The 24,044-nt window shown below is 62.5% G+C and carries 24 protein-coding genes and 1 tRNA gene; 12 read left to right on the top strand and 13 right to left on the bottom strand.

Annotation, left to right across the window (positions count from 1 at the left end; translation table 11 throughout):
- The 5 genes from J2W49_RS01045 to folC are packed head-to-tail and all read right to left on the bottom strand — an operon-like array spanning nt 1 to nt 5,401.
- Nucleotides 1-1,206 carry an O-succinylhomoserine sulfhydrylase gene (locus tag J2W49_RS01045; protein ID WP_310310613.1) on the bottom strand — a complete coding sequence of 402 codons (1,206 nt, stop codon included), beginning with the start codon at nt 1,204-1,206 and terminating at the stop codon, nt 1-3.
- A 12-nt stretch (nt 1,207-1,218) separates the two neighbouring features.
- Entirely contained in the window at nt 1,219-2,721 is a 1,503-nt protein-coding gene (gene purF, locus J2W49_RS01040; RefSeq protein ID WP_310310611.1) for an amidophosphoribosyltransferase, read from the bottom strand.
- 35 nt (nt 2,722-2,756) lie between these two features.
- Entirely contained in the window at nt 2,757-3,242 is a 486-nt protein-coding gene (locus tag J2W49_RS01035) for a CvpA family protein (RefSeq protein ID WP_310310609.1), read from the bottom strand.
- Between the two features lie 22 nt (nt 3,243-3,264).
- Entirely contained in the window at nt 3,265-3,999 is a 735-nt protein-coding gene (locus tag J2W49_RS01030) for an SPOR domain-containing protein (protein WP_310310607.1), read from the bottom strand.
- Between the two features lie 43 nt (nt 4,000-4,042).
- Nucleotides 4,043-5,401: a bifunctional tetrahydrofolate synthase/dihydrofolate synthase gene (gene folC, locus J2W49_RS01025; protein ID WP_310310605.1), complete on the bottom strand. Its 1,359-nt coding sequence runs from the start codon at nt 5,399-5,401 to the stop codon at nt 4,043-4,045.
- 64 nt (nt 5,402-5,465) lie between these two features.
- Between folC and J2W49_RS01020 the strand changes: the two genes are divergently transcribed.
- From J2W49_RS01020 to argG, 3 genes are all read left to right on the top strand, one after another.
- Nucleotides 5,466-5,822: an ArsC family reductase gene (locus J2W49_RS01020; RefSeq protein WP_310310604.1), complete on the top strand. Its 357-nt coding sequence runs from the start codon at nt 5,466-5,468 to the stop codon at nt 5,820-5,822.
- Between the two features lie 90 nt (nt 5,823-5,912).
- The gene (gene ppnP / locus J2W49_RS01015) at nt 5,913-6,230 is read left to right on the top strand and encodes a pyrimidine/purine nucleoside phosphorylase (RefSeq protein WP_310310603.1); all 318 of its coding nucleotides are present in this window, start codon (nt 5,913-5,915) and stop codon (nt 6,228-6,230) included.
- Between the two features lie 25 nt (nt 6,231-6,255).
- Nucleotides 6,256-7,587, top strand: coding sequence for an argininosuccinate synthase (gene argG / locus J2W49_RS01010; protein WP_310310601.1), 1,332 nt, complete (start codon nt 6,256-6,258; stop codon nt 7,585-7,587).
- A 319-nt stretch (nt 7,588-7,906) separates the two neighbouring features.
- Here the strand turns inward: argG and murB are convergent, their stop codons facing one another.
- Nucleotides 7,907-8,956 carry a UDP-N-acetylmuramate dehydrogenase gene (gene murB / locus J2W49_RS01005; RefSeq protein WP_310310600.1) on the bottom strand — a complete coding sequence of 350 codons (1,050 nt, stop codon included), beginning with the start codon at nt 8,954-8,956 and terminating at the stop codon, nt 7,907-7,909.
- A gap of 39 nt (nt 8,957-8,995) precedes the next feature.
- Here murB and J2W49_RS01000 point away from each other — a divergent pair, with 39 nt between their 5' ends.
- Together J2W49_RS01000 and J2W49_RS00995 are read left to right on the top strand one after the other, a co-directional pair.
- Nucleotides 8,996-9,481: a YajQ family cyclic di-GMP-binding protein gene (locus J2W49_RS01000; protein WP_310310598.1), complete on the top strand. Its 486-nt coding sequence runs from the start codon at nt 8,996-8,998 to the stop codon at nt 9,479-9,481.
- Between the two features lie 6 nt (nt 9,482-9,487).
- Nucleotides 9,488-10,159 carry a retropepsin-like aspartic protease family protein gene (locus J2W49_RS00995; RefSeq protein ID WP_310310596.1) on the top strand — a complete coding sequence of 224 codons (672 nt, stop codon included), beginning with the start codon at nt 9,488-9,490 and terminating at the stop codon, nt 10,157-10,159.
- On the opposite strand, the gene J2W49_RS00990 is transcribed toward J2W49_RS00995, so the two are convergent.
- From J2W49_RS00990 to J2W49_RS00975, 4 genes are read right to left on the bottom strand one after another with little or no spacing between them, the layout of a single operon-like run.
- Nucleotides 10,156-10,530, bottom strand: a complete 375-nt coding sequence (locus J2W49_RS00990) for a RidA family protein (RefSeq protein ID WP_310310594.1) — start codon at nt 10,528-10,530, stop codon at nt 10,156-10,158. The genes J2W49_RS00995 and J2W49_RS00990 overlap by 4 nt on opposite strands.
- Entirely contained in the window at nt 10,527-11,156 is a 630-nt protein-coding gene (plsY, locus tag J2W49_RS00985; protein WP_310310592.1) for a glycerol-3-phosphate 1-O-acyltransferase PlsY, read from the bottom strand. The genes J2W49_RS00990 and plsY overlap by 4 nt, the downstream gene beginning before the upstream one ends.
- A gap of 57 nt (nt 11,157-11,213) precedes the next feature.
- Nucleotides 11,214-11,705 (bottom strand): aminoacyl-tRNA deacylase, encoded by a 492-nt coding sequence (locus J2W49_RS00980; RefSeq protein WP_310310591.1) that lies wholly within the window; start codon nt 11,703-11,705, stop codon nt 11,214-11,216.
- A 29-nt stretch (nt 11,706-11,734) separates the two neighbouring features.
- A complete protein-coding gene (locus tag J2W49_RS00975; protein WP_310310589.1) occupies nt 11,735-12,778 on the bottom strand; it encodes an aldo/keto reductase in 1,044 nt (347 codons plus the stop codon).
- Between the two features lie 148 nt (nt 12,779-12,926).
- Here J2W49_RS00975 and J2W49_RS00970 point away from each other — a divergent pair, with 148 nt between their 5' ends.
- Nucleotides 12,927-13,613: an OmpA family protein gene (locus J2W49_RS00970; RefSeq protein ID WP_310310588.1), complete on the top strand. Its 687-nt coding sequence runs from the start codon at nt 12,927-12,929 to the stop codon at nt 13,611-13,613.
- Nucleotides 13,614-13,635: 22 nt separating this feature from the next.
- On the opposite strand, the gene J2W49_RS00965 is transcribed toward J2W49_RS00970, so the two are convergent.
- Entirely contained in the window at nt 13,636-15,510 is a 1,875-nt protein-coding gene (locus J2W49_RS00965) for an acetate--CoA ligase (protein ID WP_405000962.1), read from the bottom strand.
- 35 nt (nt 15,511-15,545) lie between these two features.
- Between J2W49_RS00965 and J2W49_RS00960 the strand changes: the two genes are divergently transcribed.
- The 5 genes from J2W49_RS00960 (at nt 15,546) to J2W49_RS00940 (ending at nt 21,702) form a co-directional block, all read left to right on the top strand.
- On the top strand, nt 15,546-16,454 hold the full coding sequence (locus J2W49_RS00960; RefSeq protein WP_310310586.1) for an alpha/beta fold hydrolase: 909 nt from the start codon (nt 15,546-15,548) through the stop codon (nt 16,452-16,454).
- A gap of 243 nt (nt 16,455-16,697) precedes the next feature.
- Nucleotides 16,698-17,802 (top strand): peptide chain release factor 2 gene (gene prfB / locus J2W49_RS00955; protein ID WP_310310584.1). Its coding sequence is split into 2 segments (ribosomal slippage): nt 16,698-16,778 and nt 16,780-17,802, totalling 1,104 coding nucleotides; the frame shifts between segments, so codons are not numbered across the junction.
- Nucleotides 17,803-17,872: 70 nt separating this feature from the next.
- The gene (gene pepN / locus J2W49_RS00950) at nt 17,873-20,569 is read left to right on the top strand and encodes an aminopeptidase N (protein ID WP_310310582.1); all 2,697 of its coding nucleotides are present in this window, start codon (nt 17,873-17,875) and stop codon (nt 20,567-20,569) included.
- 37 nt (nt 20,570-20,606) lie between these two features.
- The gene (locus J2W49_RS00945; protein ID WP_310310580.1) at nt 20,607-21,614 is read left to right on the top strand and encodes a class 1 fructose-bisphosphatase; all 1,008 of its coding nucleotides are present in this window, start codon (nt 20,607-20,609) and stop codon (nt 21,612-21,614) included.
- 12 nt (nt 21,615-21,626) lie between these two features.
- A tRNA-Thr gene (locus J2W49_RS00940) sits at nt 21,627-21,702 on the top strand.
- 141 nt (nt 21,703-21,843) lie between these two features.
- On the opposite strand, the gene J2W49_RS00935 is transcribed toward J2W49_RS00940, so the two are convergent.
- Nucleotides 21,844-22,542, bottom strand: coding sequence for a hypothetical protein (locus tag J2W49_RS00935; RefSeq protein ID WP_310310579.1), 699 nt, complete (start codon nt 22,540-22,542; stop codon nt 21,844-21,846).
- Nucleotides 22,543-22,680: 138 nt separating this feature from the next.
- Here J2W49_RS00935 and J2W49_RS00930 point away from each other — a divergent pair, with 138 nt between their 5' ends.
- Nucleotides 22,681-23,364, top strand: coding sequence for a hypothetical protein (locus J2W49_RS00930; protein WP_310310577.1), 684 nt, complete (start codon nt 22,681-22,683; stop codon nt 23,362-23,364).
- A 42-nt stretch (nt 23,365-23,406) separates the two neighbouring features.
- On the opposite strand, the gene J2W49_RS00925 is transcribed toward J2W49_RS00930, so the two are convergent.
- On the bottom strand, nt 23,407-24,030 hold the full coding sequence (locus J2W49_RS00925; protein ID WP_310310575.1) for a CAP domain-containing protein: 624 nt from the start codon (nt 24,028-24,030) through the stop codon (nt 23,407-23,409).
- Between the last annotated feature and the right edge of the window lie 14 nt (nt 24,031-24,044).

Here is a 24,044-nt window from a genome sequence, read left to right as displayed (position 1 = left end):
TCAAAGTGAGGAGAGGCCGATGTCGAGATCGGCCTGAATGTCGGAAGGGTGTTCAAGACCCACGGCCACGCGGATGAGGCCTTGAACCACACCGGCGGCTTGGCGCTGGTCTTCGGTCAGACGGCCGTGCGAGGTGCTGGCGGGGTGGGCCACCAGCGTCTTGGTGTCGCCCAGGTTGGTCGAGAGCGACAGCACCTGGAGCGAGTCAAGCACATGGAACGCGCGGGCCCGCGCCTGATCGGCGTCGGAGGCTTTCACCTCAAAAGACAGCACTGCCCCGCCGCAGTTCGATTGCTGGGCCATGGCCAGTTCATGCTGCGGGTGGCTGCTAAGACCCGGGTAATGCACCTTTGCCACAGCCGGATGCGCCTGCAGCCACTGCGCGAGTTTGAGTGCCCGATCGGACTGCGCCTGCATGCGGATGTCCAGCGTTTCCAGCCCCTTGAGCACAACCCACGCGTTGAATGGCGCCAGGGTCATGCCTGCGCTCTTGAGCACGGGCAAGAAGGTTTTTGTGACGAGCGACTCGCTGGCGCAGAGGGCCCCGGCCATGACACGGCCCTGCCCGTCCAGGTACTTGGTGCCTGAGTGCATGACGATGTCGGCACCCAGGGCCATCGGGCGCTGCAGCGCAGGCGTGGCAAAGCAGTTGTCCACGCACAGCAAGGCACCCGCGTTGTGGGCAATATCGGCCAGGGCCCGGATGTCGCACACATCGGTGAGCGGGTTGGTGGGCGTCTCGGCAAAGAGCAAACGGGTGTTGGGCCGCACAGCGGCCTTCCATGCATTGGCGTCGGTCTGTGAAACAAAGGTGGATTCCACACCGAACTTGGCCAGGTCAGAGCCGATCAGCTTGATCGTGGAGCCGAACATCGAGTGCGAGCAGATCACATGGTCGCCCGACTTGAGCAGACCCATGCACATCATCAGGATGGCCGACATGCCCGACGCGGTGGAGATGCAGGCCTCTGCACCTTCGAGTGCCGCCAGGCGCTGCTCGAAGCTGGCCACCGTGGGGTTGCCATAGCGGCCGTAGGTGAAACCTTCTTCATCGCCGGCAAAGCGTCGGGCGGCGGCTTCTGCGCTGGGCTGCACATACCCACTGGTGAGGTAGAGCGCTTCGGAGTTTTCACCGAAGTGGCTGCGCGCCACAGCCTCGCGCACGGCCAGGGTATCGCGATGCAGGTCGGGTTTTTTTGGTTTCATCGACGGCAGCCTTCAGGCGGTCTGCGCGTTGGGCAAGGCCAGGCGCGATGTGTCTTCTTCGCCCTCTTCGCTCATGTCGCGACCGGCGTTCAGGCGGGCGATGTCTTCGAGCGTGATGTCGCCTGTGACGTACACGCCGTCAAAGCAGGATGCGTCAAAACCGGCGAGCTTCGGATTGAGGGAGCCGATCGTCTGTTTCATGGCGTCCACATCCTGGTAGATCAGCGCATCGCAGCCGATGCTCTCGCGCACCTCGTCGACGCTGCGGTTGTGGGCCACGAGCTCATCAGGCGTGGGCATGTCGATACCATACACGTTGGGGTAGCGCACAGGTGGCGCAGCGCTGGCGAGGTACACCTTGCGGGCGCCCGCGTCGCGCGCCATCTGCACGATCTCGCGGCTGGTGGTGCCACGCACGATGGAGTCGTCCACGAGCAGCACGTTGCGCCCCTTGAATTCGCTGCCGATCACGTTGAGCTTCTGGCGCACAGATTTTTTGCGAACGCCCTGCCCCGGCATGATGAAGGTGCGCCCCACATAGCGGTTCTTCACAAAACCTTCACGGTAGGGCAGCCCCAGCAACTGGGCCAGTTCCATGGCACTGGGACGCGACGATTCAGGGATCGGGATCACCACATCGATCTCGTTCGGTGGCACGGTGGACACCACCCGTTTGGCCAGCGTGATGCCCAGGTTCAGGCGGGCCTGGTAGACCGAAATGCCATCCAGCACGGAATCAGGCCGCGCGAGGTACACAAACTCAAAGATGCAAGGGTGGTGACTGACCTTGTCGGCGCATTGCTGGAATTGCATGTTGCCTTCCAGATCGACGAACAGAGCCTCGCCTGGCAGCACATCGCGATCCAGTTCAAAGCCATTGCCTTCCAACGTGACCGACTCGCTCGCGACCATCACACCCTGTTCGTTTCTGCCCACACACAGCGGGCGAATGCCATGGGGATCGCGGAATGCAACCAGGCCATGGCCGGCGATCAGCGCCACCACCGCATAAGAACCCTTGATGCGCTGGTGAACCCCGCGCACGGCGGCGAACACATCGGCCGGCTTCAAGGTGATACCGCGGGTGACCTTTTCCAGCTCGTGAGCAAGCACATTGAGCAACACTTCCGAGTCGCTCTCGGTGTTGATGTGGCGGTGGTCGGTCTGGAACAGCTCCTGTTTAAGCGCGTGGGCGTTGGTGAGGTTGCCGTTGTGCACCAGCACCAGACCAAACGGGGCGTTCACGTAGAAAGGCTGCGCCTCTTCTTCGCTGTAGGCATTGCCGGCGGTCGGGTAACGCACCTGGCCCAGCCCACAGTTGCCGGGCAAGGCGCGCATGTTGCGGGTGCGAAAGACGTCGCGCACCATGCCCTTGGCCTTGTGCATGAAAAACTTCCGGCCCTGTTGCGTCACGATGCCCGCCGCGTCCTGCCCGCGATGCTGCAGCAGCAGCAGCGCGTCGTAGATCAGCTGATTGACGGGTGTCTGGCTGACCACGCCCACGATTCCACACATATAAGCTTCCTAGAAGAGAAAAAACCGAAACCGCTTCAGGGCAGGTAGCGCGCCACTGCCTCGGGCAACAGGGGTTTGAGCTCGTGCAGCGTCACCGTCAGCACTGCCCCTGTGGCCGATGTGCGCCACCACTCGCTGTGCTGCAACTGCGTCATGTTCACCACCACAGCAAAACCCAGCAGCATCACCACTCCTCGCAACACACCAAACGCACCACCCAATATCCTGTCCACCGGCCTGAGCCCCACCGATGTCACCAACTTGCGTACGAGCCAGGCCACCAAACCACCCGCAAATGCGACCGCAATGAAGACCAGCGCAAACCCAGCAGCAACCTGCAGCGCAGGTGAAGCTCCCTCCATGGGGAGCATTTGAGCCATGTCCACCGCAAAGGCCTGTGCCAGCACAAAGGCGGCAACCCACCCCGCCACCGACAGCACTTCGTACACCAACCCGCGCCACAGTCCGAGCAATGCCGAAAACACGAGCACCGCAAGCAGCACCCAGTCCATCAATCCCATGAAGGCGCAGTCCGGCGAAACATCAGAGCGTGAGAATGCGCGCGGGGTAGCCCAGCGCCTTGACCCGGGCCGCGGCTTTTTCGGCCTCCGTCTGGCTTGAGAAAGGCCCCACACGCACCCTGGTACGACGACCCTCACTGGTCTCGGCCACATGGGTGTAGGTCTTCATGCCGGCGGCTTCAATTTTCAGTCGAACTTCACGGGCGCGAGCGGCCTCAGCGAAGGCGCCGACCTGCACCACCAGACGCAGGGATTCACTGTCGCTGGAGCTGACCGATTCCGCTGGCGCAGCGGGCGCAGACGGCGCGGTCTTGGCATTGGATGAAGCCTCGGCAGTGGGGGCGGGCGCCGGCGCCAGGACAGGCGGCGGATCTGCTTGCGCCGGGGCTGGTGCAGGTGCCGGCTTGACGGCTGTTGCCTCCTGTACCGGCGCAGGCGCGGCCGCAACGGGCTCGCTCGGTGCGGGCTCGGCCGCCGGCTCTTCTTTCTTGGCACTCGTGCTCGCGTTTTCTGAAGAAGCGGCTGGAGAACCTGTAGCGGGCGCCGCTGGGGCCGCCTTGGAGGGAATTTCGATCGGGATGTCGACCGCAATGGGGCGAGGCTGCGTGTCAAACAGGAGCGAGAAGCCCACCACCCCCACCAGCACCAGAATGCTGGCGCCGATCAACCGGTGCCTTGCACGCTGGCGCACTGCTTCAATGCTTTGCGGTGGGGGCGTCGGGGGAGTGCCCTGAGAGGCTGCGCGGGATTTGATCATTCGGAATGAAGGATTGCAGGGCCACCTTGACCAGCGCCCGGTCTCAGGCGGTCAGGTGTCGGGCCGAGAGGCGAGGCACGCCCTGCTGCAGCACACCACCCACGGTGAAGAAGGACCCGAAGACCACGATTCTATCAGCGGGGTCTGCCAGGGACACGGCCGCGCGAAGGGCGCTCATCGGGTCGGCATGGCAACCGGCCACGCGGCTTTTTCCGCCTGGGGTGGTCGCTGGATGGGCGTCCAGCACCTGTCGCAGCCCTTCAGCAGTGATGGCGCGGTCCAGAGGCAGATCGGTGAGGTGCCAATGGTCGATCAGCGGGGCAATGCGCTCCAGCATGGCGGGCAGATCCTTGTCGGCCATGGCTCCGAACACGGCGTGGGTGGTCGGGTAATAACCCATGGCATCGAGGTTTTCGGTCAACGCTGCCACCGAATGCGGGTTGTGGGCCACGTCCAGGACCAGCGTGGGCGTGCCGGGAACGATCTGGAAACGCCCGGACAACTCCACCATGGCCAGTCCGTTGCGCACGGCCTGGGCCGTGACCGGCAGGCGCGGGCGCAGGGCCTCAATGGCAGCCAGCACGCCGGCCGCGTTCACCAGTTGGTTGGCGCCACGCAGCGCCGGGTAGGCCAGTCCGCTGTACCGCCGCCCACCATGCGACGGGTGCATGGCCCAGCCCCATTGCTGCTGGTCGCCTGCAAAATGAAAATCCTTGCCGACGCGCCACAGGTTGGCCCCCACCTCGGTCGCCCGGTCGATCACGCTCTGCGGAGGCACCGGATCGCTCACCACCACTGGACGGCCGGTTCGCATGATCCCGGCTTTTTCATAGCCGATGGCTTCCCGGTCGTTGCCCAGCAGCGCCATGTGGTCCAGGGCGATGCACGTGACAATAGCGCAATCGGTGTCCACGACGTTGACCGCGTCCAGTCGGCCACCCAGGCCCACTTCCAGAATCACCACGTCCAGCCCGCTGCGCGCCAGCGTCTGCAGGATGGCAAGGGTGGTGAACTCGAAATAGGTCAGGCTGATGGCTTCGTCCTGCCCCTGCCCTGCGCGGGCCTGTTCCACTTCCGCAAAGGCAGGCAGCAAGGCGCTGGCCTCCACCGGCGTGCCCGCAATGCGGCAACGCTCTTCAAAGCGGACCAGGTGCGGCGAGGTGTACACCCCGGTGCGATAACCCGACTCGCCGTAGATGGCCTCCAGCATGGCGCAGGTGGAGCCCTTGCCATTGGTGCCCGCGACCGTGATCACCGGGCAATTCATCGCCAGACCCATGCGTTCTGCCACGCGTTGAACGCGCTCAAGACCCATGTCGATGGCCTTGGGGTGCAGGCGCTCGCAGTGGGCGAGCCACTCGGCCAGGGTCGTGGGATGTTCGGGCAGGGGGATTTCAAGCATTCCGCATTTTCCCACTGCGCCCCCCATGGCGTGCCGGCAGGGGTTTGCCGCACAATCCCTGACCATGATCACTGTCTTTGGCATTCCCAACTGCGACACCGTCAAAAAGGCCCGCGCCTGGCTGACCGAGCACGGTATCGAACATCAGTTTCACGACTTCAAGAAACAAGGCGTCCCTGAAGAAGCGCTTGATCGATGGCTTGTCGTCCTGGGCTGGGAGCGGCTGGTCAACCGCAAAGGCACGACCTGGCGCAAACTGGACGACGCCACGCGCGATCAGGTGGCCGATGGCGTCAGTGCACGCGCGCTCATGCTGGATCAGCCCAGCGTGATCAAACGGCCGGTGGTGCAGTGGGATGGGGCTGGCCCAGCCAGTCTGACCGTGGGGTTTGATCCGGCAGAATGGCAGCGCCGCGCTTGATACCAGTTCCTCATCGGACGGGCCTCCCATGCGGGCCCACCCCTTCGCCGACCTAAAATCGCAGATTCGCCTTCATTCACCGAATCGCCCATGACCACCACCCACATCGACGGCGTCACCGTCAACACCCAGGCCAGCGTCTACTTCGACGGCAAATGCGTCAGCCACGGCGTCACCTTTCCGGACGGCACCAAGAAGTCTGTGGGCGTGGTGCTTCCCGCCACCCTCACCTTCAACACCGGTGCTGCAGAAATCATGGAATGCGTGGCTGGCGCTTGCGAGTACAAGCTGGCCGGCTCGGACACCTGGCTGAGCTCCGGCCCAGGCGATCGCTTCAGTATTCCCGCCAACAGCAGTTTCGAGATCCGGGTCACAGAGGCCTACCACTACATCTGCCACTTCGGCTAAACCCGCAGACGCACACCACACCAACATGGCCACCATTCTTCAGAATCTCCCCCTCCAGCAAAAAGTCGGCATCGCGTTCTCCGGCGGGCTCGACACCAGCGCCGCCCTGCTCTGGATGAAGCAGAAAGGCGCCATCCCCTACGCCTACACCGCCAACCTCGGCCAACCCGACGAGCCGGACTACGACGAGATCCCCCGCAAGGCGATGCAGTACGGCGCTGAAAAGGCGCGGCTGATCGACTGCCGCACCCAGTTGGCGCATGAAGGCATTGCCGCTTTGCAGTGCGGCGCTTTCCACATCAGCACCGCTGGTGTGACCTACTTCAACACCACACCGCTGGGCCGCGCCGTGACCGGCACCATGCTGGTGGCGGCCATGAAGGAAGACGATGTGCACATCTGGGGCGATGGCTCCACCTTCAAGGGCAACGACATCGAGCGCTTCTACCGCTACGGGCTGCTCACCAACCCCAGCTTGAAGATCTACAAGCCCTGGCTGGACCAGCTGTTCATTGACGAACTCGGCGGTCGCGCCGAGATGAGCGCATTCATGACCGCCAACGGTTTTGGCTACAAGATGAGCGCAGAAAAGGCCTACAGCACCGACAGCAACATGCTCGGCGCCACCCACGAAGCCAAGGACTTGGAAGAACTCTCCAGCGGCATGCACATCGTCAACCCCATCATGGGTGTCGCGTTCTGGAAAGACGAAGTGCAAGTGAAGCGCGAACCCGTGACCGTGCGTTTTGAAGAAGGCCAGCCCGTGGCCCTCAACGGCGAGACGTTCGCAGACCCGGTGGCGCTGATCCTCAAGGCCAATGAAATCGGCGGGCGCCATGGCCTGGGCATGAGCGACCAGATCGAGAACCGCATCATCGAAGCCAAGAGCCGCGGCATCTACGAAGCGCCCGGGCTCGCGCTGCTGCACATCGCCTACGAACGCCTGGTCACCGGTATTCACAACGAAGACACCATCGAGCAGTACCGCATCAACGGCCTGCGCCTGGGCCGTCTGTTGTACCAGGGCCGCTGGTTCGATCCGCAGGCCATCATGCTGCGCGAAACCGCGCAGCGCTGGGTGGCACGCGCCATCACCGGCGAGGTGACCGTGGAGCTGCGCCGCGGCAACGACTATTCGATCGTCAACACCGAAAGCCCCAACCTGACCTACGCGCCCGAGCGTCTGAGCATGGAAAAGGTGGAAGACGCGCCGTTCAGCCCGCTGGACCGCATTGGCCAGCTGACCATGCGCAACCTGGACATCGTGGATACGCGCGCCAAGCTGGGCATCTATGCCAAGACCGGCTTGCTGTCGCTGGGTGAAGGGTCGCAGATGTTGAAGCTGGAAGGCGAGTAACAGCCTTAATTGCTGATGCCTCGCGGGATCGGGGCGCTCTGGCGCTCTGCTCCGCGAATGTCCTCCGGGCCGGCTTTGTCGGCCCTCCCCCTTTATTTCGCTGCGCAGAGCGCCAGGGCGCCCCGATCCAGAAGCGCGCCAGTATTCAACCTTCGCACGCCTGCATGCTGGCGGCCCGACGATGCCGGGTGGCTGGCGCAGCGAAATAAAGGAGGAGAGGCGGCGCAGCCGACTCGGGGGACATTCGCGGAGCCGGCCACCCGACATCGTCGGGCCTGGCAACAATGCCAGCGTGAAACCGAAACGATAGAGAGCGCGGTCAGACCACCACAGGCTCAGGCTCCAGCAAGATCCCGAACCGCTCATACACACTGGTCTGAATCGCCTTCGCCAGCGTCATCACTTCACCGCCGGTGGCCCCACCCCGGTTCACCAGAACCAAGGCCTGTTTTTCATACACGCCCGCGTTGCCCACACCCCTGCCCTTCCAGCCGCAAGCGTCAATCAACCAGCCTGCGGCCAGCTTGATGCTGCCGTCGGCCATGGGGTAGTGCACCACCTTGGGATCACGCGCGATGATGTCGGCGCATTGCTCCACACTCACCGTGGGATTCTTGAAAAAGCTGCCCGCGTTTCCGATCACTGCCGGGTCGGGCAGCTTGGCTCGGCGGATCGCGCAGACCCAGTCGAAGATCTGGCGGGCATCGGGTTGCTCAATGCCGGTCTCCGCGATTTTGCGTTCCAGGTCCGCATACCCCAGCACCGGCTTCCAGGGCTTGGGCAGCCAGAACCGCACCCGGATGATGACTGCGCGCCCCGCCAGCCCCAGCCCCTTTTCACCCGATGGCGCGTGCTTGAACACCGAGTCTCGGTAACCAAATCCACACTGCGCGGCATTCAGGGTGAAGGTCCGACCCGTGCGCAGATCCACCGCATCGAGCGAGTGGAAGCGGTCCTGCAGCTCCACCCCATACGCACCAATGTTCTGCACCGGAGACGCGCCCACCGAGCCGGGGATCAGCGCCAGATTCTCCAGCCCAGGGCAGCCCTGCTCCAGCGTCCAGGCGACGAAGTCATGCCAGCTTTCACCGGCACCCGCTTCGACCACAAAGCCCTTCTCTTGCTCTTCCAGCACGCGCCGCCCGGTGATCTCGACCTTGATCACCAGCGTCTTGATGTCGCCCGTGATCACCAGGTTGCTGCCACCACCCAGCACCAACGGCGGCACAGCGTCACCCCCATTCAGCCCAAGACCCGACACCAGCTGTTCCACAGCCTCCTGTGAGCGCACGCGAGCCAGCTTCAAGGCACGCGCCTGGATGCCGAAGCTGTTGTAGGACTGGAGCGCCACGTTTTTCTCGACTAACATGACCGGATTGTCTCACCCACATTCAGCGGATCCATCACCATGCCTTCATTTGATACCGTCCTCGAGGCCGACCTGGTCGAAGTCAAAAATGCCGTCGATCAAGTGGCCAGAGAAGTCGGCACGCGCTTCGACTTCAAGGGCACCAGCGCCGCCATCGAACTCAAAGACAAGGACATCACCCTTTACGGCGATGCCGATTTTCAGCTCACGCAGGTCGAAGACGTGCTGCGCAGCAAGCTCGCCAAACGCGGCGTGGACGTGCGCTTCCTCGACATGGGCAAGGTTGAAAAAATCGGCGGTGACAAGGTCAAGCAGGTCGTCAAGGTGAAGAACGGCATCAGCACCGAAGACGGCAAAAAAATCCAGCAGGCCATCAAGGGCAGCAAGCTCAAGGTGCAGGGGGCGATCCAGGGCGACGCGGTGCGCGTCACAGGCGCCAAACGCGACGATCTGCAGGCTGCCATGGCGCTGATCCGCAGCGAAATGAAAGACCTGCCCCTGTCGTTCAACAACTTCCGGGATTGAGCCTCTATGCGCCCTGCTTCCCGTGAGCGCAGGCACAAAGCAGGGCAATGGTTACTTGGCGGGAGCCTGCTGCTGATGCTGGCCGGTCCTGCTCTGGCCCAGCAGGTGGCGTTGGCTGGGCTGTCCGCCAACCGGGCGCTGCTCGTGATCGAGGGCGCGTCACCACGCTTCATGAGTCCTGGCCAGACATCGCAAGGGGTGAAGCTGGTCAGCGCTCAGGGAGACGTTGCGGTGATCGAAGTAGAGGGGCGACGGCAAATCTTGAGAGTGGGAGATGCGCCGGTGCACGTGGGCGGAAGAGCCGTCGTTGGCGGCCAGCGCATCGTGCTCACGGCAGATGCCTCGGGCCACTTCCTGCCCCAGGGCCAGATCAACGGTCGCTCGGTGCAGTTCATGGTCGACACCGGTGCCACCCTGATCGCGATCAGTGAATCCGAGGCGCGCCGCCTCAACCTGAACTTCGAGACAGGTCGCCCGGTCCGCATCAGCACCGCCAACGGCACGGTCAATGCCTACCAGATCCAGCTCAGCTCGGTGCGGGTGGGCGATGTGCAGGTGTACGACGTGGCAGCCGTGGTGGCGCCACAACCCATGCCTTTTGTGCTGCTGGGCAACAGCTTTCTCACGCGCTTCCAGATGCAGCGCCAGAATGATCAGATGACGCTTGAGAAGCGTTAGTCCGGGTTTTGAGCCGTTCCCTGCGCAGCGGTCACGATAATTTCGATTTTCCAGTCCGGGTTGGCCAACGCGGCCTGCACTGTGGCGCGTGGTGGTGCGGTACCCGGCACCACCCAGGCGTCCCACACCTCGTTCATGGCACCGATGTCCTGAATGTCGGCCAGGAAGATCTGCGTGCGCAGAATGAACGATTTGTCGCTGCCCGCCTCTTTCAGGCGCTGCTGTACCTGATCGAGCACGTCCTGCGTCTGGCCCCTGATATCGGTGGCACCGCGTTCGGGCACCATGCCGGCGAGGTAGACCACCCCGTTGAACACGGCGGCTTCGCTGTAGCGTGCGGCCACGCCATGGCGTTGAATATGAGCGTTCATTTCTTTTTGGCTCCCAGTTTGCTTTCTTTGCCTGCAATCAGGCGGTTGATGTTTTCGGCGTGGCGCCAGACCAGCATGAGACCCATGACCGCCAGACTCAGCGCGATCACGCCGGGGGCATTCCACACCACGCGGTCACCAAACAGGTAAAAGAATGGTGCGAACACGGCGGTGATGATGGAGGCCAGCGACGAGTAACGGAAGAAGAAGGCCACGATGAGCCAGGTGGCCAGCGAAGCCAGCCCCAGCCAGGGCTCGAATGCAATGATCACGCCCGCCGCCGTGGCCACGCCCTTGCCCCCCTGGAATCGGAAGAACACCGGGAACAGGTGCCCCAGGAAGGCCGCAAAACCGACAAGGGCGACGGTGCCATCGCCCAGCCCCCAGGCCTCGCCCCACACCTTCACGACCACCACGGGCAGCCAGCCCTTGAGCGCATCGAGCAACAAGGTAATGATGGCTGCCGCCTTGTTGCCCGATCGCAGCACGTTGGTGGCGCCCGGGTTCTTGCTGCCATAGGTACGCGGGTCGTTCAACCCCATCAGACGGCTCACCAACACGGCAAAGGAAAGCGAACCGATCAGGTAAGCGGCCACGGTGGCCAGAAAGGGGTAGACAAACTCCACGTGGGGCTCCTCGGTTGTTGTTGTGTGTGCATGCCGGGCGAACAGCGCGCACCACGGCTATTCTGCCAGTGCGCACTGCACGGGCACTGCCCCCAGCGGGTGGCTCAACACAGCAGGATCCAGCCCAACCAGAAAACCCCGCCGCCCACCATTGATCCAGATGCGCGGCAATGCCAGCACCGTGGTCTCCACCCAAAGCGGCATGTCGCGCTTCAACCCGAACGGCGAGGTGCCCCCCACCAGGTAGCCGCTGTACCGATTGGCCACTTCGGGCTTGCACGGCTCCACCGATTTCACCCCGATCTGCCGCGCCAGGTTCTTGGTGGACACCGTGCGGTTGCCATGCATCAACACCGCCAGCGGCTTGCCCGCATCGTCCTGCATGACCAGCGTCTTCACCACCGCAAATGGGTCCAATCCCAGCACCTCCGCGCTGTGCTGGGCGCCTCCCCGTTCCAGATATTCGTAGGGATGCTCTGTGAACGACACGCCATGGGACTTCAGCCAGGCGGTGGCAGGGGTTTCACTGATGTGCTGTTTTTTGGCCATGCTTCAAGCGTGCGGCGGGGATGTTGCCTTCACTGAGCAGGATCCCTGCTCTCCCATCGAATCTTGTCGATCTCTGCCAGCAGTTCAGGCGACAAGGTGGTGCCCCAGGCGTCCAGGCATTCATCCAGTTGGGCCACCGAAGTCACTCCGATGATCGTGCTCGCCACGCGCCAGTTGGTGTAGCAGAAGGCAAGTGCCAGTTGCGCCGGTGTGAGCCCGTTTTCACGGGCCAGCTTGTTGTAGCGGATGGCAGTGGCGAGGGATTCGGGGCGGCCCCAGCGCTGCTTGCGCATGGACTCAAACAAGGCCATGCGGCCGGCATCGCCCACCAGGCCGGCGGCGTCGTACTTGCCGGTGAGCAAACCAAACCCCAGCGGCGAATAGGCCAGCAGCGACACACCCAGCCGGTGGCAGGTTTCATCCAGGCCGTTCTCGTAGCTGCGGTTGATCAGGCAATAGGGGTTCTGCACCGTGGCCACACGGGGCAGGCCATGTTGTTCGGCCATGCGCACGAACTCGTGCACGCCGTAAGGCGACTCGTTGGACAGGCCAATCGCCCGCACCTTGCCGGCCTTGACCAGTTCCGCCATGGCCTCGAGTTGCTCCAGCACCGATGCGGCAGCCTTGTCCTTGGCCGGGTCAAAGTACAAGGCGCCAAACGCCGGCACGTTGCGAGCCGGCCAGTGGATCTGGTAGAGGTCGATCACGTCGGTCTGCAGGCGCTTGAGGCTGGCTTCGCAGGCTTCGATGATGCCGGCCTTGTTCACGTCCGGGCGCAGCCATGGCATGCCCCGTGCGGGGCCGGCGACCTTGGTCGCCAGCACCACCTTCTGGCGCGCGCCGGGGCGGCTGGCGAACCAGTTGCCCAGAATGGTCTCGGTGGCGCCGCAGGTTTCTGCCCGGGCAGGCACCGAATACATTTCGGCGGCGTCGAGAAAATTCACGCCTCTCTCCAGCGACCGATCCAGGATGCGGTGCGATTCTGCTTCGTTCACCTGCTCACCAAAGGTCATGGTGCCCAGACAGATGGGGGTGACGTGGAGTGGACTGGCGCCCAGTGAAACTGTGTTCATGCAATTGATGTAAAAAAAGTTGAAAAGCCGGGAGACCCCTGCGCAGCGGTGATAAGTTTAGAGGCCTGCAACATTCCTTGCTGGGCAAGCCATGCACCATGTGTGCCACCTGCTGCGAATGCAGAGAGCACCCTTCCCCTCCTTTGCCATGCCTCCATCACCCTGGACATGGCAGCACGCCAGCGACCAAGCGAACAACAGCATGAAGACACTGCCTACCCCCAGCCTCGTCGGCTCCATCACCATCCCGCGTCTCACGACATGGGCAGCTACGGCCTTCATGGTCGCAGGCTTGGCAGGTTGTGCAGGCATTGCCGGGCTGGGTGGCCCGTCCGCATCCGCGCCTGCCGCCAGCGGGCGAGCAGCCGGTCAACAGGCATGGTCGGCCGACATGCGCACCCAGCTGGCCGCCTACGAGCGTGCCAGCGAGGGTACAGACACGGTCGTGAGTCGGACGGACGATCAGCAGATCCGGCTCGAGATTCCGAACGACATTTCCTTCGACGTCAACCGGTCGGCGGTGAAGCCGGCGCTTGCCGGCTTGCTCACGCGGTACGCAGCCATCGCCAAGGCCCACCCGGACACCTTGATCACCATCGTCGGTCACACCGACAGTTCAGGCAGTGCAGCGGCCAACAACGCGCTTTCCAGGGAGCGTGCTCAGAGCACCCGCGACTACCTCATCGCACGGGGTGTGGCCATCACCCGCCTTCAGACGGAAGGGCGTGGATCCTCAGAGCCCATTGCCGACAACGGCACGCCCGAAGGCCGTGCGAAAAACCGCCGCGTGACCATCTATGTCGCGTCGCCCGCATCGCGCACTGCCGGATCTTGAGGCGCCCGCCCAGGTCCCTGTTTCACTTCGTTGAGGCCTTGAACCGGGCTTCCTCCTGCAGGCGCAGCACGCGCCGTTGCACTTTGCCCGTGGTTGTCATCGGCAGTGCGTCCACGAATTCGATTTCCTTGGGGTACTCGTAGGGTGCAAGCTTGCCCTTCACGTGCGCCTGCAACGCTTTCACCAGCGCCTCATTGCCCACGCCGGCGTGCTCGGCCGACAACACCACATAGGCCTTGACCACCGCGCCACGCTCGGCGTCGGGCTTGGGCACCACGGCCGCGTTGGCCACGGCGGGGTGCTTGACCAGGCAGTTTTCGATTTCGCCAGGGCCGATGCGGTAGCCTGCCGCCTTGAACACGTCGTCTGCACGCCCCTGGTACCAGAGGTAGCCATCGGCGTCACGAACCGCCATATCACCGGTGCGGCACCAGCTGTTGGTGGCGTCGCCTGTGAATTTGGCCTGCGTGGCGGCTTCGTTCTTCCAGTAGCCGAGGAAAAAAATGGGATCGGGATGCCCGTGCCGGTCCAGGCGGTGCACCGCCACATCGCCAGGCACACCCACGGGGCACTCATTGCCGTTTTCATCGATCACGGCCACGCGGTGACCCGGGTAGCCTTTTCCCATGCTGCCTGGCTTCGCCAACCAACCTGTTCGCCCCCACGCTCCGCCGCTGCGCGGGTCGCTGCCCCCCAAGGGGGCACTGCCTTGCTTGGGGCGGCCCGGCGCTGCGGCCATCGCGCAGTTGCCCACGATGTAGTTGATCTCCGTCTGGCCGAACATCTCGTTGACGGTGACACCCAGCTGGTGAAGGCAATAGTCGAAAACCGCATCACCCACGGCCTCCCCCGCGCTCATCAGTGCCTGCAAGTGAAACTGGTATTGCTTCTTCGGCTCGGGAAAGGCTTTCATCATCGCCTTGAGCGCGGTCGGAAACAGAAAGCTGTGTGTCACGCCGTGGCGGTGCAGCAGTTCGAACGCGATCTGCGGCGAAAAGCGGCCGTTGTATCCGACGATGGGACGACCGAAGTACAGCGTCGGCAGCAGCGCATCCATGAGGCCGCCTGTCCAGGCCCAGTCGGCGGGTGACCAGAACACGGCGTTCGAAGGCGCACTGGCATCGAACGGGTCGAAGCCGAACCAGTTCTGGCTGCACACAAAGCCGGTGAGGTTGCCGATGAGCGCACGGTGCGGAATGAGTGCACCCTTGGGATTGCCCGTGGTGCCGCTGGTGTAGATCAACACCGCGGCCTCATCGCAATGGGTCTGCACGGGCGTAAATTGTTCGGGCTCCTGCGCAAGCACGGCCGCCCAGTCCAGCGCCGGCGCGCCCTGTGCGGCCGCGCCGAGCGAAATCACCGAATGCAGCAGCGGGCAATCGTCGCTGACGGACTGCAGCGCTTCCAGGGTGCTGGCATCGCAAATGGCCACCACCGCTTCGCTGTCGTGAAGGCGGTAGGCCAGTGCCTCGGGGCCGAACAGCTGGGAAAGCGGCATGCCCACCGCACCCATCTGCAGCACGGCCATGTAGGCCACGGCGGTCTCAAAGCGTTGGGGCAGCACGATGGCGACCCGGTCACCGCGCTGCACACCCAGGGCCGTCAGCGCGTTGGACATGCGGTTGGCCTGGTTCAGCAGCTCCGCGTAACTGTGACGCCGGTCGGGTTCGCCCGGCGCGCAGGCGATCACCGCGGTCTGCGCTGCGGTGGCGGGGTTCTCGGCCCAGCGCCGCATGCAGACCTCGGCCATGTTGAAACGCTGCGGCACATGCCAGCGAAACGCGCTGTGCAAGGCCTCGTAGCTGTCCGTGATCGAGTGGTTTGCAAGCGAAGTGCGATGCTGCTCGTCAGCCACTTTTCCGGGGCGGCCCTTGTCGCTGCGTTGACTCGATGGCATCGTCTGTCTCCGTGGTGTTCTCTATGATCTGGTGAATGTACCAAGCCCAGAAGCCCTCACAGTCCACATTTGTCCCCATTCGCCACCTGCAGTACCACGTTCGGCAATGGAGCTCCCCTTCAACGGATCAGGCGCCACTGGTGCTTGTACACGGGTGGATGGACGTGGCCGCCTCCTGGCAGTTCATGGTGGACGCCCTGCAGGCGGACCGCTGGATCATTGCGCCGGACTGGCGCGGTTTCGGTCTGACCCGCGGACCCGGCCCGGCACCCGACAGCTATTGGTTTGCCGACTACCTGGCCGACCTCGACCTGCTGCTCGACCACTTCGCACAAGAGCGGCAAATCGATCTTGTTGGCCACAGCATGGGCGGCAACGTGGCCATGATGTATGGCGGTGTGCGCCCCGAGCGGATTCGCCGCCTGGTCAACCTGGAAGGTTTTGGCCTGCCTGCGACCAAGCCGTCCCAGGCACCCGGGCGCTACGCCAAGTGGATCGATGAAATCAAGTCGCTGCACGCCGGCGACATGGCGCTCAAGGCCTACGATTCACCCGAAGGCGTGGCGCGCCGCCTGATGAAAACCAACCCCAGACTGGGTGCAGACAAGGCCGCCTGGCTGGCCCGCCACTGGGCAGCGCCGAACGCACAAGGGCAATGGGAAATTCTGGGCGACCCCGCCCACAAGGTGATCAATGCCCACCTCTACCAAGTCGAAGAGGCACTGGAAATCTACCGCCGCATCAGCGCGCCCGTGCTCAGCGTGACGGCCAGCGACGACAGCCTGAGTCAGTGGTGGAAAGGCACTTTCACCCTGGCGCAATACCAGGAACGCCTGCAGGCGGTGCCTCAGTTGCAAAGCGAGGTGATTGCAGACGCTGGCCACATGCTGCACCACGATCAGCCCCATGCTTTGGCTCGCCTCATCGAATCCTTCTTGGGATAGAAAGGCACCCCCTGCGCCGCTGACGCGTCTTCCCCCTCTCTTGCGCCTTCGGCTTGGAGGGGGACGGCGCCTTGGGCCGGCGGAGCCGGACCCTTGTCGCCCCTTGGACCAGGGCATTTCACTCGCTGCGGGCCACCCTCCGGCGCGATGGGTGAGTGACGTGAGAAAATCGCGGTTTCGGCTGGCGCGCTCCTGGCAATGCCTCCGACCCATTTCCGCAGAATTTTGACGAAGGTACTCCCCATGGACGCAGAACGCAGCAACACCATCCGCAGCCAGCTTGAAGACCTGACCACCCGTGTGGTCGAGCTCCGGAGGTATCTTTGACTACGATGCCAAGGCATCGAAGCTGAAGGAAGTCGAATCCGCGCTGGAGGATCCCACCGTCTGGAACAACCCCAAGCGCGCCCAAGATCTGGGCAAGGAAAAGAAGTCGCTGGAAGACGTTGTGGTGGTGCTGGACCGCCTCAACGGTGAACTGTCGGACAACACCGAGCTGTTCGACATGTCGTTGGACGACGACGATGAAGCGGGCCTGATCACCATTGAAGGCGAGGCCGCCAAGATCGCCGCCGAGGTGGAAAAGCTGGAATTCCGGCGCATGTTCAACAACCCGGCCGATCCGCTGAACTGCTTCCTGGACATCCAGGCCGGCGCAGGGGGCACCGAAGCCTGCGACTGGGCCAGCATGCTGCTGCGCCAGTACCTGCGCTACGCCGAACGCAAGGGCTTCAGCACCACGGTGGAAGACGAAACCGCTGGTGATACGGCCGGCATCAAGAGCGCCACCATCAAGATCGAAGGCGAATACGCTTTCGGCCTGCTTCGCACAGAAACCGGCGTGCACCGCCTGGTGCGCAAGAGCCCGTTCGACTCTTCCGGCGGGCGCCACACCTCGTTTGCGTCGGTGTTCGTCTACCCAGAGATTGACGACTCCATCGAAATCAACATCAATCCGGCCGACGTGCGGGTGGACACCTTCCGCGCCAGCGGCGCCGGCGGTCAGCACATCAACAAGACCGATTCGGCCGTGCGCCTGACGCACATCCCCACCGGCATCGTGGTGCAGTGCCAGGACGGCCGCAGCCAGCACAGCAACCGCGATGTGGCCTGGCAACGCCTGCGCTCACGCCTGTACGACTTCGAACTGCGCAAGCAGCAGGAAGAGCAGCAGAAGCTCGAAGACACCAAGACCGACGTGGGCTGGGGCCACCAGATCCGCAGCTATGTGCTGGACAACAGCCGAATCAAGGATCTGCGCACCAACGTCGAAATATCAGCTACCCAGAAGGTCCTGGACGGCGATCTCGATCCGTTCATTGAAGCTTCTTTGAAGCAAGGCGTCTAGAGATGCGGCCCCCACGCTCCGCCTTGGGGCGGCCCGGTAGCGGAGCGTCTTCATACAACAAGGAATCCGAATGAGCTCATTGCGTGAAGGCCCCACCACCGTGGTGCGCCGGGAAGACTACACCGCACCCGCCTACTGGATCGACACGGTCGAGCTGAGTTTCGACCTCGACCCGGCCAAGACCAGGGTGCTGAACAAGATGCGCCTGCGTCGCAACGCCGACGTGCCTGCGCAAGCCCTGAGGCTCGACGGCGAAGACCTCAACCTGGCAAGGGTGCTGGTCAATGGCGCGGGCTGCTCGTTCAGGATGGACGGCAACCAGTTGGTGCTGGAGAGCCTGCCTGAAGGCTCTGAGCCGTTTGAACTGGAGATCTTCACCACCTGCGCGCCTGAGAAGAACACCCAGCTGATGGGCCTGTACGTGAGCCAGGGCACCTTTTTCACGCAGTGTGAAGCCGAAGGCTTCCGGCGCATCACCTACTTCCTGGACCGCCCGGACGTGATGGCCAGCTACACGGTCACCTTGCGCGCAGACAAGAAAAAGTACCCGGTGCTGCTGTCCAACGGCAATCTGGTGGAAGAAGGCGAGCTGGCCGATGGGCGCCACTTTGCCAAATGGGTCGATCCGCACAAGAAGCCGTGTTATTTGTTCGCGCTTGTCGCGGGCGAGTTGGTGGCGCGTGAGCAGCGCATTGTTTCGCGCAGCGGCACCGAACACCTGCTGCAGGTGTTCGTGCGGCCGGGCGACATGGACAAGACCGAACACGCCATGAACTCCCTGATCGCCAGCGTGGCCTGGGATGAAGCCCGCTTTGGCCTGCCGTTGGATCTGGAACGCTTCATGATCGTGGCGACGTCCGACTTCAACATGGGGGCCATGGAAAACAAGGGCCTCAACATCTTCAACACCAAGTACGTGCTGGCCAACAGCGCCACCGCCACCGACACCGACTTCGCCAACATCGAGTCGGTGGTGGGCCACGAGTACTTCCACAACTGGACCGGCAACCGTGTGACCTGCCGCGACTGGTTCCAGCTGAGCCTGAAGGAAGGCCTGACCGTCTTCCGGGACCAGGAATTCAGCATGGACCTCTGCGCCGAACCCTCGGCCCGTGCGGTCAAGCGCATTGAAGACGTGCGCGTGCTGCGCACCGCGCAGTTCCCCGAAGACGCCGGCCCCATGGCGCACCCGGTGCGACCCGACAGCTATGTGGAGATCAACAATTTCTACACCGTCACGGTCTACGAAAAAGGCGCCGAGGTGGTACGCATGATGCAGACCCTCGTAGGACGCGAAGGCTTTGCCGCTGGCATGAAGCAGTACTTTGCGCGCCACGACGGCCAGGCCGTGACCTGCGACGATTTCGCCCAATCCATGGCCGACGCCAACCCGGCGTCTGACCTCGCGCGACTGCTGCCCCAATTCAAGCGCTGGTACAGTCAGGCCGGCACGCCTCGCCTGAAAGCGCAGGGCGTCTACGACAGCAGCACCCGCAGTTACGCGCTCACGCTCACACAGAGCTGCGCGCCCACACCCGGCCAGTCCGTGAAGGAACCCTTCGTGATCCCCGTGGCCATCGGTCTGCTGGATGCACAGGGCGGCGAACTGCCCCTGCAACTCGCGCACTGGAACCAGCCTGAGGCCGGCACCCGCAGCTTCGTGCTGACCCAGGAAAGCGAAACCCTCACCTTCGTCAACCTCGACGCCGAACCCGTGCCTTCGATCCTGCGCGGCTTCTCGGCACCGGTGGTGCTGGATTTTGACTACAGCGACGCGCATCTGCTCACGCTGCTGGCCCACGATGTGGACCCTTTCAACCGCTGGGAGGCCGGCCAGCGCCTGGCACTGCGGCTGGCGCTGAAAGCCATACAGAGTGAAGGCGCCCTGCCAGCCGAACCGCTCGACATGGCATTCATTGAAGCCATGCGCGCCGTGTTGCGCCACCCCGCGCTGGACGCGGCCTTCAAGGAGCTGGTGCTCACCCTGCCATCGGAAACCTACATCTCCGAGCAGCTTGATGTGGTGGACCCGCAGCGGGTGCACGCGGTGCGCGAAGCCATGCGCGAACAACTGGCCCAGGCGCTGCACGACGACTGGGTCTGGGCGTTTGAAGCCCATCGCGACAACGGCGCCTACCGCCCCGACCCGCTGAGCACCGGACGCCGTGCCCTCACCGGCATGGCCTTGACCATGCTCTGCCTGGCCGCCCGTGCCAGCGGCAGCCCGGTGTGGCCCGGCAAGACCCTGCAGCGCTTCAAGGACGCCGGCAACATGACCGACCGCTTCAACGCGCTCTCGGCCCTGGTGGTCAGCGGCCATCCGCTGGCGAGCGACGCGCTGGCCCGCTTCCACCAGCTGTTCCGCAATGAGGCGCTGGTGCTGGACAAATGGTTTGCCTTGCAGGCCGGTGCGCCAGACCGCGGCGGCGACGTGCTGCCGGCCGTTCGCCGCCTCATGTCACATGCCGACTTCAATCTGAAGAATCCGAACCGCGCCCGCAGCGTGATCTTCAGTTATTGCAGCGCCAACCCGGGCGCCTTCCACCGGGCCGACGCAGCGGGCTACCAGTTCTGGAGCGACTGCGTCATCGAGCTCGACGCCTTCAACCCGCAAGTGGCTGCGCGCCTGGCGCGTGCGCTCGACCGCTGGAAAAAGCTGGCCGAGCCCTATCGCGCGACGGCCCGCGAAGCGATCGCGCGCGTGGCCGCCAGAACGCAGTTGAGCAACGACGTGCGCGAAGTGGTCACGCGTTCGCTCGCCGAGTGAGCAGGCCGCCCTTTCCCCTCTTCATCCTGATCCTTTCATGAGCAACAAGATTTCACTCACCCGCTACCTGGTCGAACAACAGCGCGTGCATGGGCGCATTCCCCCTGAGCTGCGCCTGCTGATCGAGGTGGTGGCCCGCGCCTGCAAACGCATCGCCATCAACGTCAACAAGGGAGCACTAGGCGAAGTGCTGGGCACCGCCGACACCGAAAACGTGCAGGGCGAAGTCCAGAAGAAGCTCGACGTGATCGCCAACGAAGTGCTCATCGAGGCCAACGAGTGGGGCGGCCACCTCGCGGCCATGGCATCGGAAGAAATGGAAGGCATCTACGTGGTGCCCAACCGCTTCCCGCAGGGCGAATACCTGCTGATGTTCGACCCGCTCGACGGCTCCAGCAACATTGATGTGAACGTTTCGATCGGGACCATCTTCAGCGTGCTCAAAAAGTCCAGCACCGAGGCCGGCGTGTCTGAACAAGACTTCATGCAACCGGGCCACCAGCAGGCCGCTGCAGGCTACTGTGTCTATGGCCCACAGACCACATTGGTTCTGACCGTGGGCGACGGCGTGGCCATGTTCACGCTGGACCGCGAACAGGGCTCGTGGGTGCTCACACAAGACCAGATCCGCATTCCCGAAGACACCAAGGAATTCGCGATCAACATGAGCAACATGCGGCACTGGGACGCGCCGGTGAAGCGCTACATCGACGAATGCCTGCAAGGCAAGGAAGGCCCGCGCGGCAAGGACTTCAACATGCGTTGGATTGCCAGCATGGTGGCCGACGTGCACCGCATCCTGAGCCGAGGGGGCGTCTTCATGTACCCCTGGGACAAGCGCGAACCCGAAAAGCCCGGCAAGCTGCGCCTGATGTACGAAGCCAACCCCATGGCCTGGCTGGTGGAACAGGCCGGCGGCGCGGCCACCGACGGGCGCCAGCGCATCCTCGACATCCAGCCCACCAAGCTGCATCAGCGCGTGAGCGTGATGCTTGGCTCGAAGAACGAAGTGGACCGCGTCACCCGTTACCACTCCGAGCTATAATCGCAGGCTGTTGCCGGTGTAGCTCAGTCGGTAGAGCAGCTCATTCGTAATGAGAAGGTCGGGTGTTCGATTCATCTCTCCGGCACCACTATATAAAAGGCCCTGATTCGCAAGGATCAGGGCCTTTTTCTATATAGTTTTGCACGCAACCGTCCCGGAGTATGCAACTGGAAAAGCATCCGAGCAATCCCAGCGGCTGAGATGAGTGCCTGTGCGTGTGTATTTCCGACTAGCTTTCGGAATGATGCGGATTAGGCAGCTGAGGGCGCTCGACACCGCTCGGCAACTCCTCTGCTCTTGACTGCGTTTGCCAAACAATATCTGCGACCTCTCGTATCCGATCAACGATCGGCTTGGCATCCGTGCCGAGTTTTCCTAGCACCACGCCAGCGTCACCAATTAAACCCCAAAATCTATCAAGGTCTGAGACCTTCTTATGAATCTCAGACTGCAGCCTCTCTAAGCGACTCAGAAGGCGTTGTTTGTGACTTTCCTTCAAACCTTGGGCCTCAGCGATTAGATCGCGTAGCTGATTAATTAGAGCTTGAACTTTTTCCAGGTCACCCTGCGTAAACTCATAGGCAAATCCGTTGCCCAATGCCGTCTTGAAGCGAGAGCGCAGTGTTGCAAACCTCGACTTTGACAACTCGGCCTCACAGTGAGCTTCAACAACCTTGAGGTAGTGAAATATTCTTTTGCATGTGTCTTCGGCCGTCCCACTAAGGTCGAGCGTAGGCGACGGAACATTCACCAATTCAGCCTCGATGGCCTCAGAAATCAGCGCAAGCCATTCGACGAGAACTTCATAGTCTGACTCAACCCATCCCTGCCCCCCACTGATTTCAGCTTTCACTCTCTGAATAGAAACGTTCAAGGCATCAAGTGGATCATGCTTGAACGACCCAAGAAACTCGTCATCGAAAACCATCGTTACTCCCAGCCAAGTTGACCACGTATCAAGTCTAGCCGACTCGCTGCTAATTCGAGTCCACTCTGTGCATAAGCGCGTCATAATACTCTACGAGTAAATCGCCCCTGCCCCATACCCGACAACTAGCCCATCCATATGACAATTGACGACGGCGACGACAAGGTCAGACGAAATTTGGTAGTTTTCAGCGCACTGATCTTGGCCAGTGCCTGGCTTGGTCGTCCAGAAATGTGGTTGCTGTCCACGCTGATCAATGTGGATGCGCCCCCTCTGGCCTGGAGGGTCACAACTCTGGCCCTCAGCGTCCTGATCTATCTAGTAGCGAGATATTGGTTTTCTCAGGCACATACAGCTGCACGGAGCGCTATGTCCGTGGACTGGTCAAGGAATATGTCGCGTGTCCGCGATACGTTGATTGAGAAAACACTAAAAAACTACCATCGATTGAAAAAGCAACCCGCGTTCATCGAAACGAATCTTGAAAACTACTGCCGTGGCGCGTGGTCAACATGGAACGGTGAAAACACATCAGATGGTGAACTGCAGTTCCTCACAGTACATATCTCGCCAAACGATTTTTGGGAAGGTAGCATTTCAACTACGCGCCATTTCGCAGTGGCCGGAAAAACTGGCACGTCCTCAGGCGGAAACAGCCTGGATTTCAACTTTCCCCCCAGAATCAGAACGCGTATCAAAGCTACCGCCGCGATCCATCAAGTCTTCTATTCCCGGACAGCAGTAGAGTATTTCATACCATTGGCACTTGCCTACTCGGCACTACTTGTATTGCTGTACCGACTCGCGCGCAGTCTCACATGAAAGACTGCCTCTAATGGAATTGAACGCAGTTAGCGGTTTTGATCAACCACCAAAGTTGACCGTGGTGTAAGCACTCTTGCCGCCTTTGGTGCACGCCGCACCCATTTCCTTCATGTCCCCGCTCATCAGCACGCGGCAATGCCCCGGGCTCTTGAGCCATCCGTCCAGGATCAAGGGAATCATGTTGCCTGCATTGGCGCCCACCACCTTGGCCAGAATTTCGCCACTGCCATTGGACACATAGCCTGCAGCGGCGATGCGGTCAGACGAGTGGCTGCCGTTGAAACCGGTATGGGAAAAGAAATTGTGTGTGGCCATGTCGGCCGAATGGCCGGCCGCCGCCTGGGTCAGCAGCATGTTCCAGGACAAGGCATTGGCCGGCGGCATGGCGGTTCCGCCACAGTCCTGGCCTGCCGCGCGCGCTGCGTTGATGGCAGCCAGTATCTTTTGGGCGTACTGGCCGATGTCGCAGGTCTGACCGCCGGGCTGGCTGACGGTGTTCACATCCACCGCTCCGTTTCTGCCCAATGCGGGCGAAGCCGATGTTGCGCTGGTGTCTCCACCGCCGCCACCGCCGCAGGCACTGAGAAGAACTGCGCTGAGCAGGCTGAAGAACGCCGTCTTGTGTGTCATGAAACCCCCATGCATGAAAAGTTGTCGATGCATGCAAAGTGATTCGG

Origin of the sequence: Hydrogenophaga palleronii (assembly GCF_031457455.1) — a bacterium.
GTDB lineage: Bacteria > Pseudomonadota > Gammaproteobacteria > Burkholderiales > Burkholderiaceae_C > Hydrogenophaga > Hydrogenophaga palleronii_A.
This window is presented reverse-complemented; position numbering and strand designations above follow the sequence as displayed.

Excerpts from the sequence above, each read along its gene's own strand:
- J2W49_RS01045 (WP_310310613.1), bottom strand. The coding sequence starts at position 1,206 with ATGAAACCAAAAAAACCCGACCTGCATCGCGATACCCTGGCCGTGCGC.
- purF (WP_310310611.1), bottom strand. The coding sequence starts at position 2,721 with ATGTGTGGAATCGTGGGCGTGGTCAGCCAGACACCCGTCAATCAGCTG.
- J2W49_RS01035 (WP_310310609.1), bottom strand. The coding sequence starts at position 3,242 with ATGGGATTGATGGACTGGGTGCTGCTTGCGGTGCTCGTGTTTTCGGCA.
- J2W49_RS01030 (WP_310310607.1), bottom strand. The coding sequence starts at position 3,999 with ATGATCAAATCCCGCGCAGCCTCTCAGGGCACTCCCCCGACGCCCCCA.
- folC (WP_310310605.1), bottom strand. The coding sequence starts at position 5,401 with ATGCTTGAAATCCCCCTGCCCGAACATCCCACGACCCTGGCCGAGTGG.
- J2W49_RS01020 (WP_310310604.1), top strand. The coding sequence starts at position 5,466 with ATGATCACTGTCTTTGGCATTCCCAACTGCGACACCGTCAAAAAGGCC.
- ppnP (WP_310310603.1), top strand. The coding sequence starts at position 5,913 with ATGACCACCACCCACATCGACGGCGTCACCGTCAACACCCAGGCCAGC.
- argG (WP_310310601.1), top strand. The coding sequence starts at position 6,256 with ATGGCCACCATTCTTCAGAATCTCCCCCTCCAGCAAAAAGTCGGCATC.
- murB (WP_310310600.1), bottom strand. The coding sequence starts at position 8,956 with ATGTTAGTCGAGAAAAACGTGGCGCTCCAGTCCTACAACAGCTTCGGC.
- J2W49_RS01000 (WP_310310598.1), top strand. The coding sequence starts at position 8,996 with ATGCCTTCATTTGATACCGTCCTCGAGGCCGACCTGGTCGAAGTCAAA.
- J2W49_RS00995 (WP_310310596.1), top strand. The coding sequence starts at position 9,488 with ATGCGCCCTGCTTCCCGTGAGCGCAGGCACAAAGCAGGGCAATGGTTA.
- J2W49_RS00990 (WP_310310594.1), bottom strand. The coding sequence starts at position 10,530 with ATGAACGCTCATATTCAACGCCATGGCGTGGCCGCACGCTACAGCGAA.
- J2W49_RS00980 (WP_310310591.1), bottom strand. The coding sequence starts at position 11,705 with ATGGCCAAAAAACAGCACATCAGTGAAACCCCTGCCACCGCCTGGCTG.
- J2W49_RS00975 (WP_310310589.1), bottom strand. The coding sequence starts at position 12,778 with ATGAACACAGTTTCACTGGGCGCCAGTCCACTCCACGTCACCCCCATC.
- J2W49_RS00970 (WP_310310588.1), top strand. The coding sequence starts at position 12,927 with ATGCCTCCATCACCCTGGACATGGCAGCACGCCAGCGACCAAGCGAAC.
- J2W49_RS00965 (WP_405000962.1), bottom strand. The coding sequence starts at position 15,510 with ATGCCATCGAGTCAACGCAGCGACAAGGGCCGCCCCGGAAAAGTGGCT.
- J2W49_RS00960 (WP_310310586.1), top strand. The coding sequence starts at position 15,546 with ATGTACCAAGCCCAGAAGCCCTCACAGTCCACATTTGTCCCCATTCGC.
- pepN (WP_310310582.1), top strand. The coding sequence starts at position 17,873 with ATGAGCTCATTGCGTGAAGGCCCCACCACCGTGGTGCGCCGGGAAGAC.
- J2W49_RS00945 (WP_310310580.1), top strand. The coding sequence starts at position 20,607 with ATGAGCAACAAGATTTCACTCACCCGCTACCTGGTCGAACAACAGCGC.
- J2W49_RS00935 (WP_310310579.1), bottom strand. The coding sequence starts at position 22,542 with ATGGTTTTCGATGACGAGTTTCTTGGGTCGTTCAAGCATGATCCACTT.
- J2W49_RS00930 (WP_310310577.1), top strand. The coding sequence starts at position 22,681 with ATGACAATTGACGACGGCGACGACAAGGTCAGACGAAATTTGGTAGTT.
- J2W49_RS00925 (WP_310310575.1), bottom strand. The coding sequence starts at position 24,030 with ATGCATCGACAACTTTTCATGCATGGGGGTTTCATGACACACAAGACG.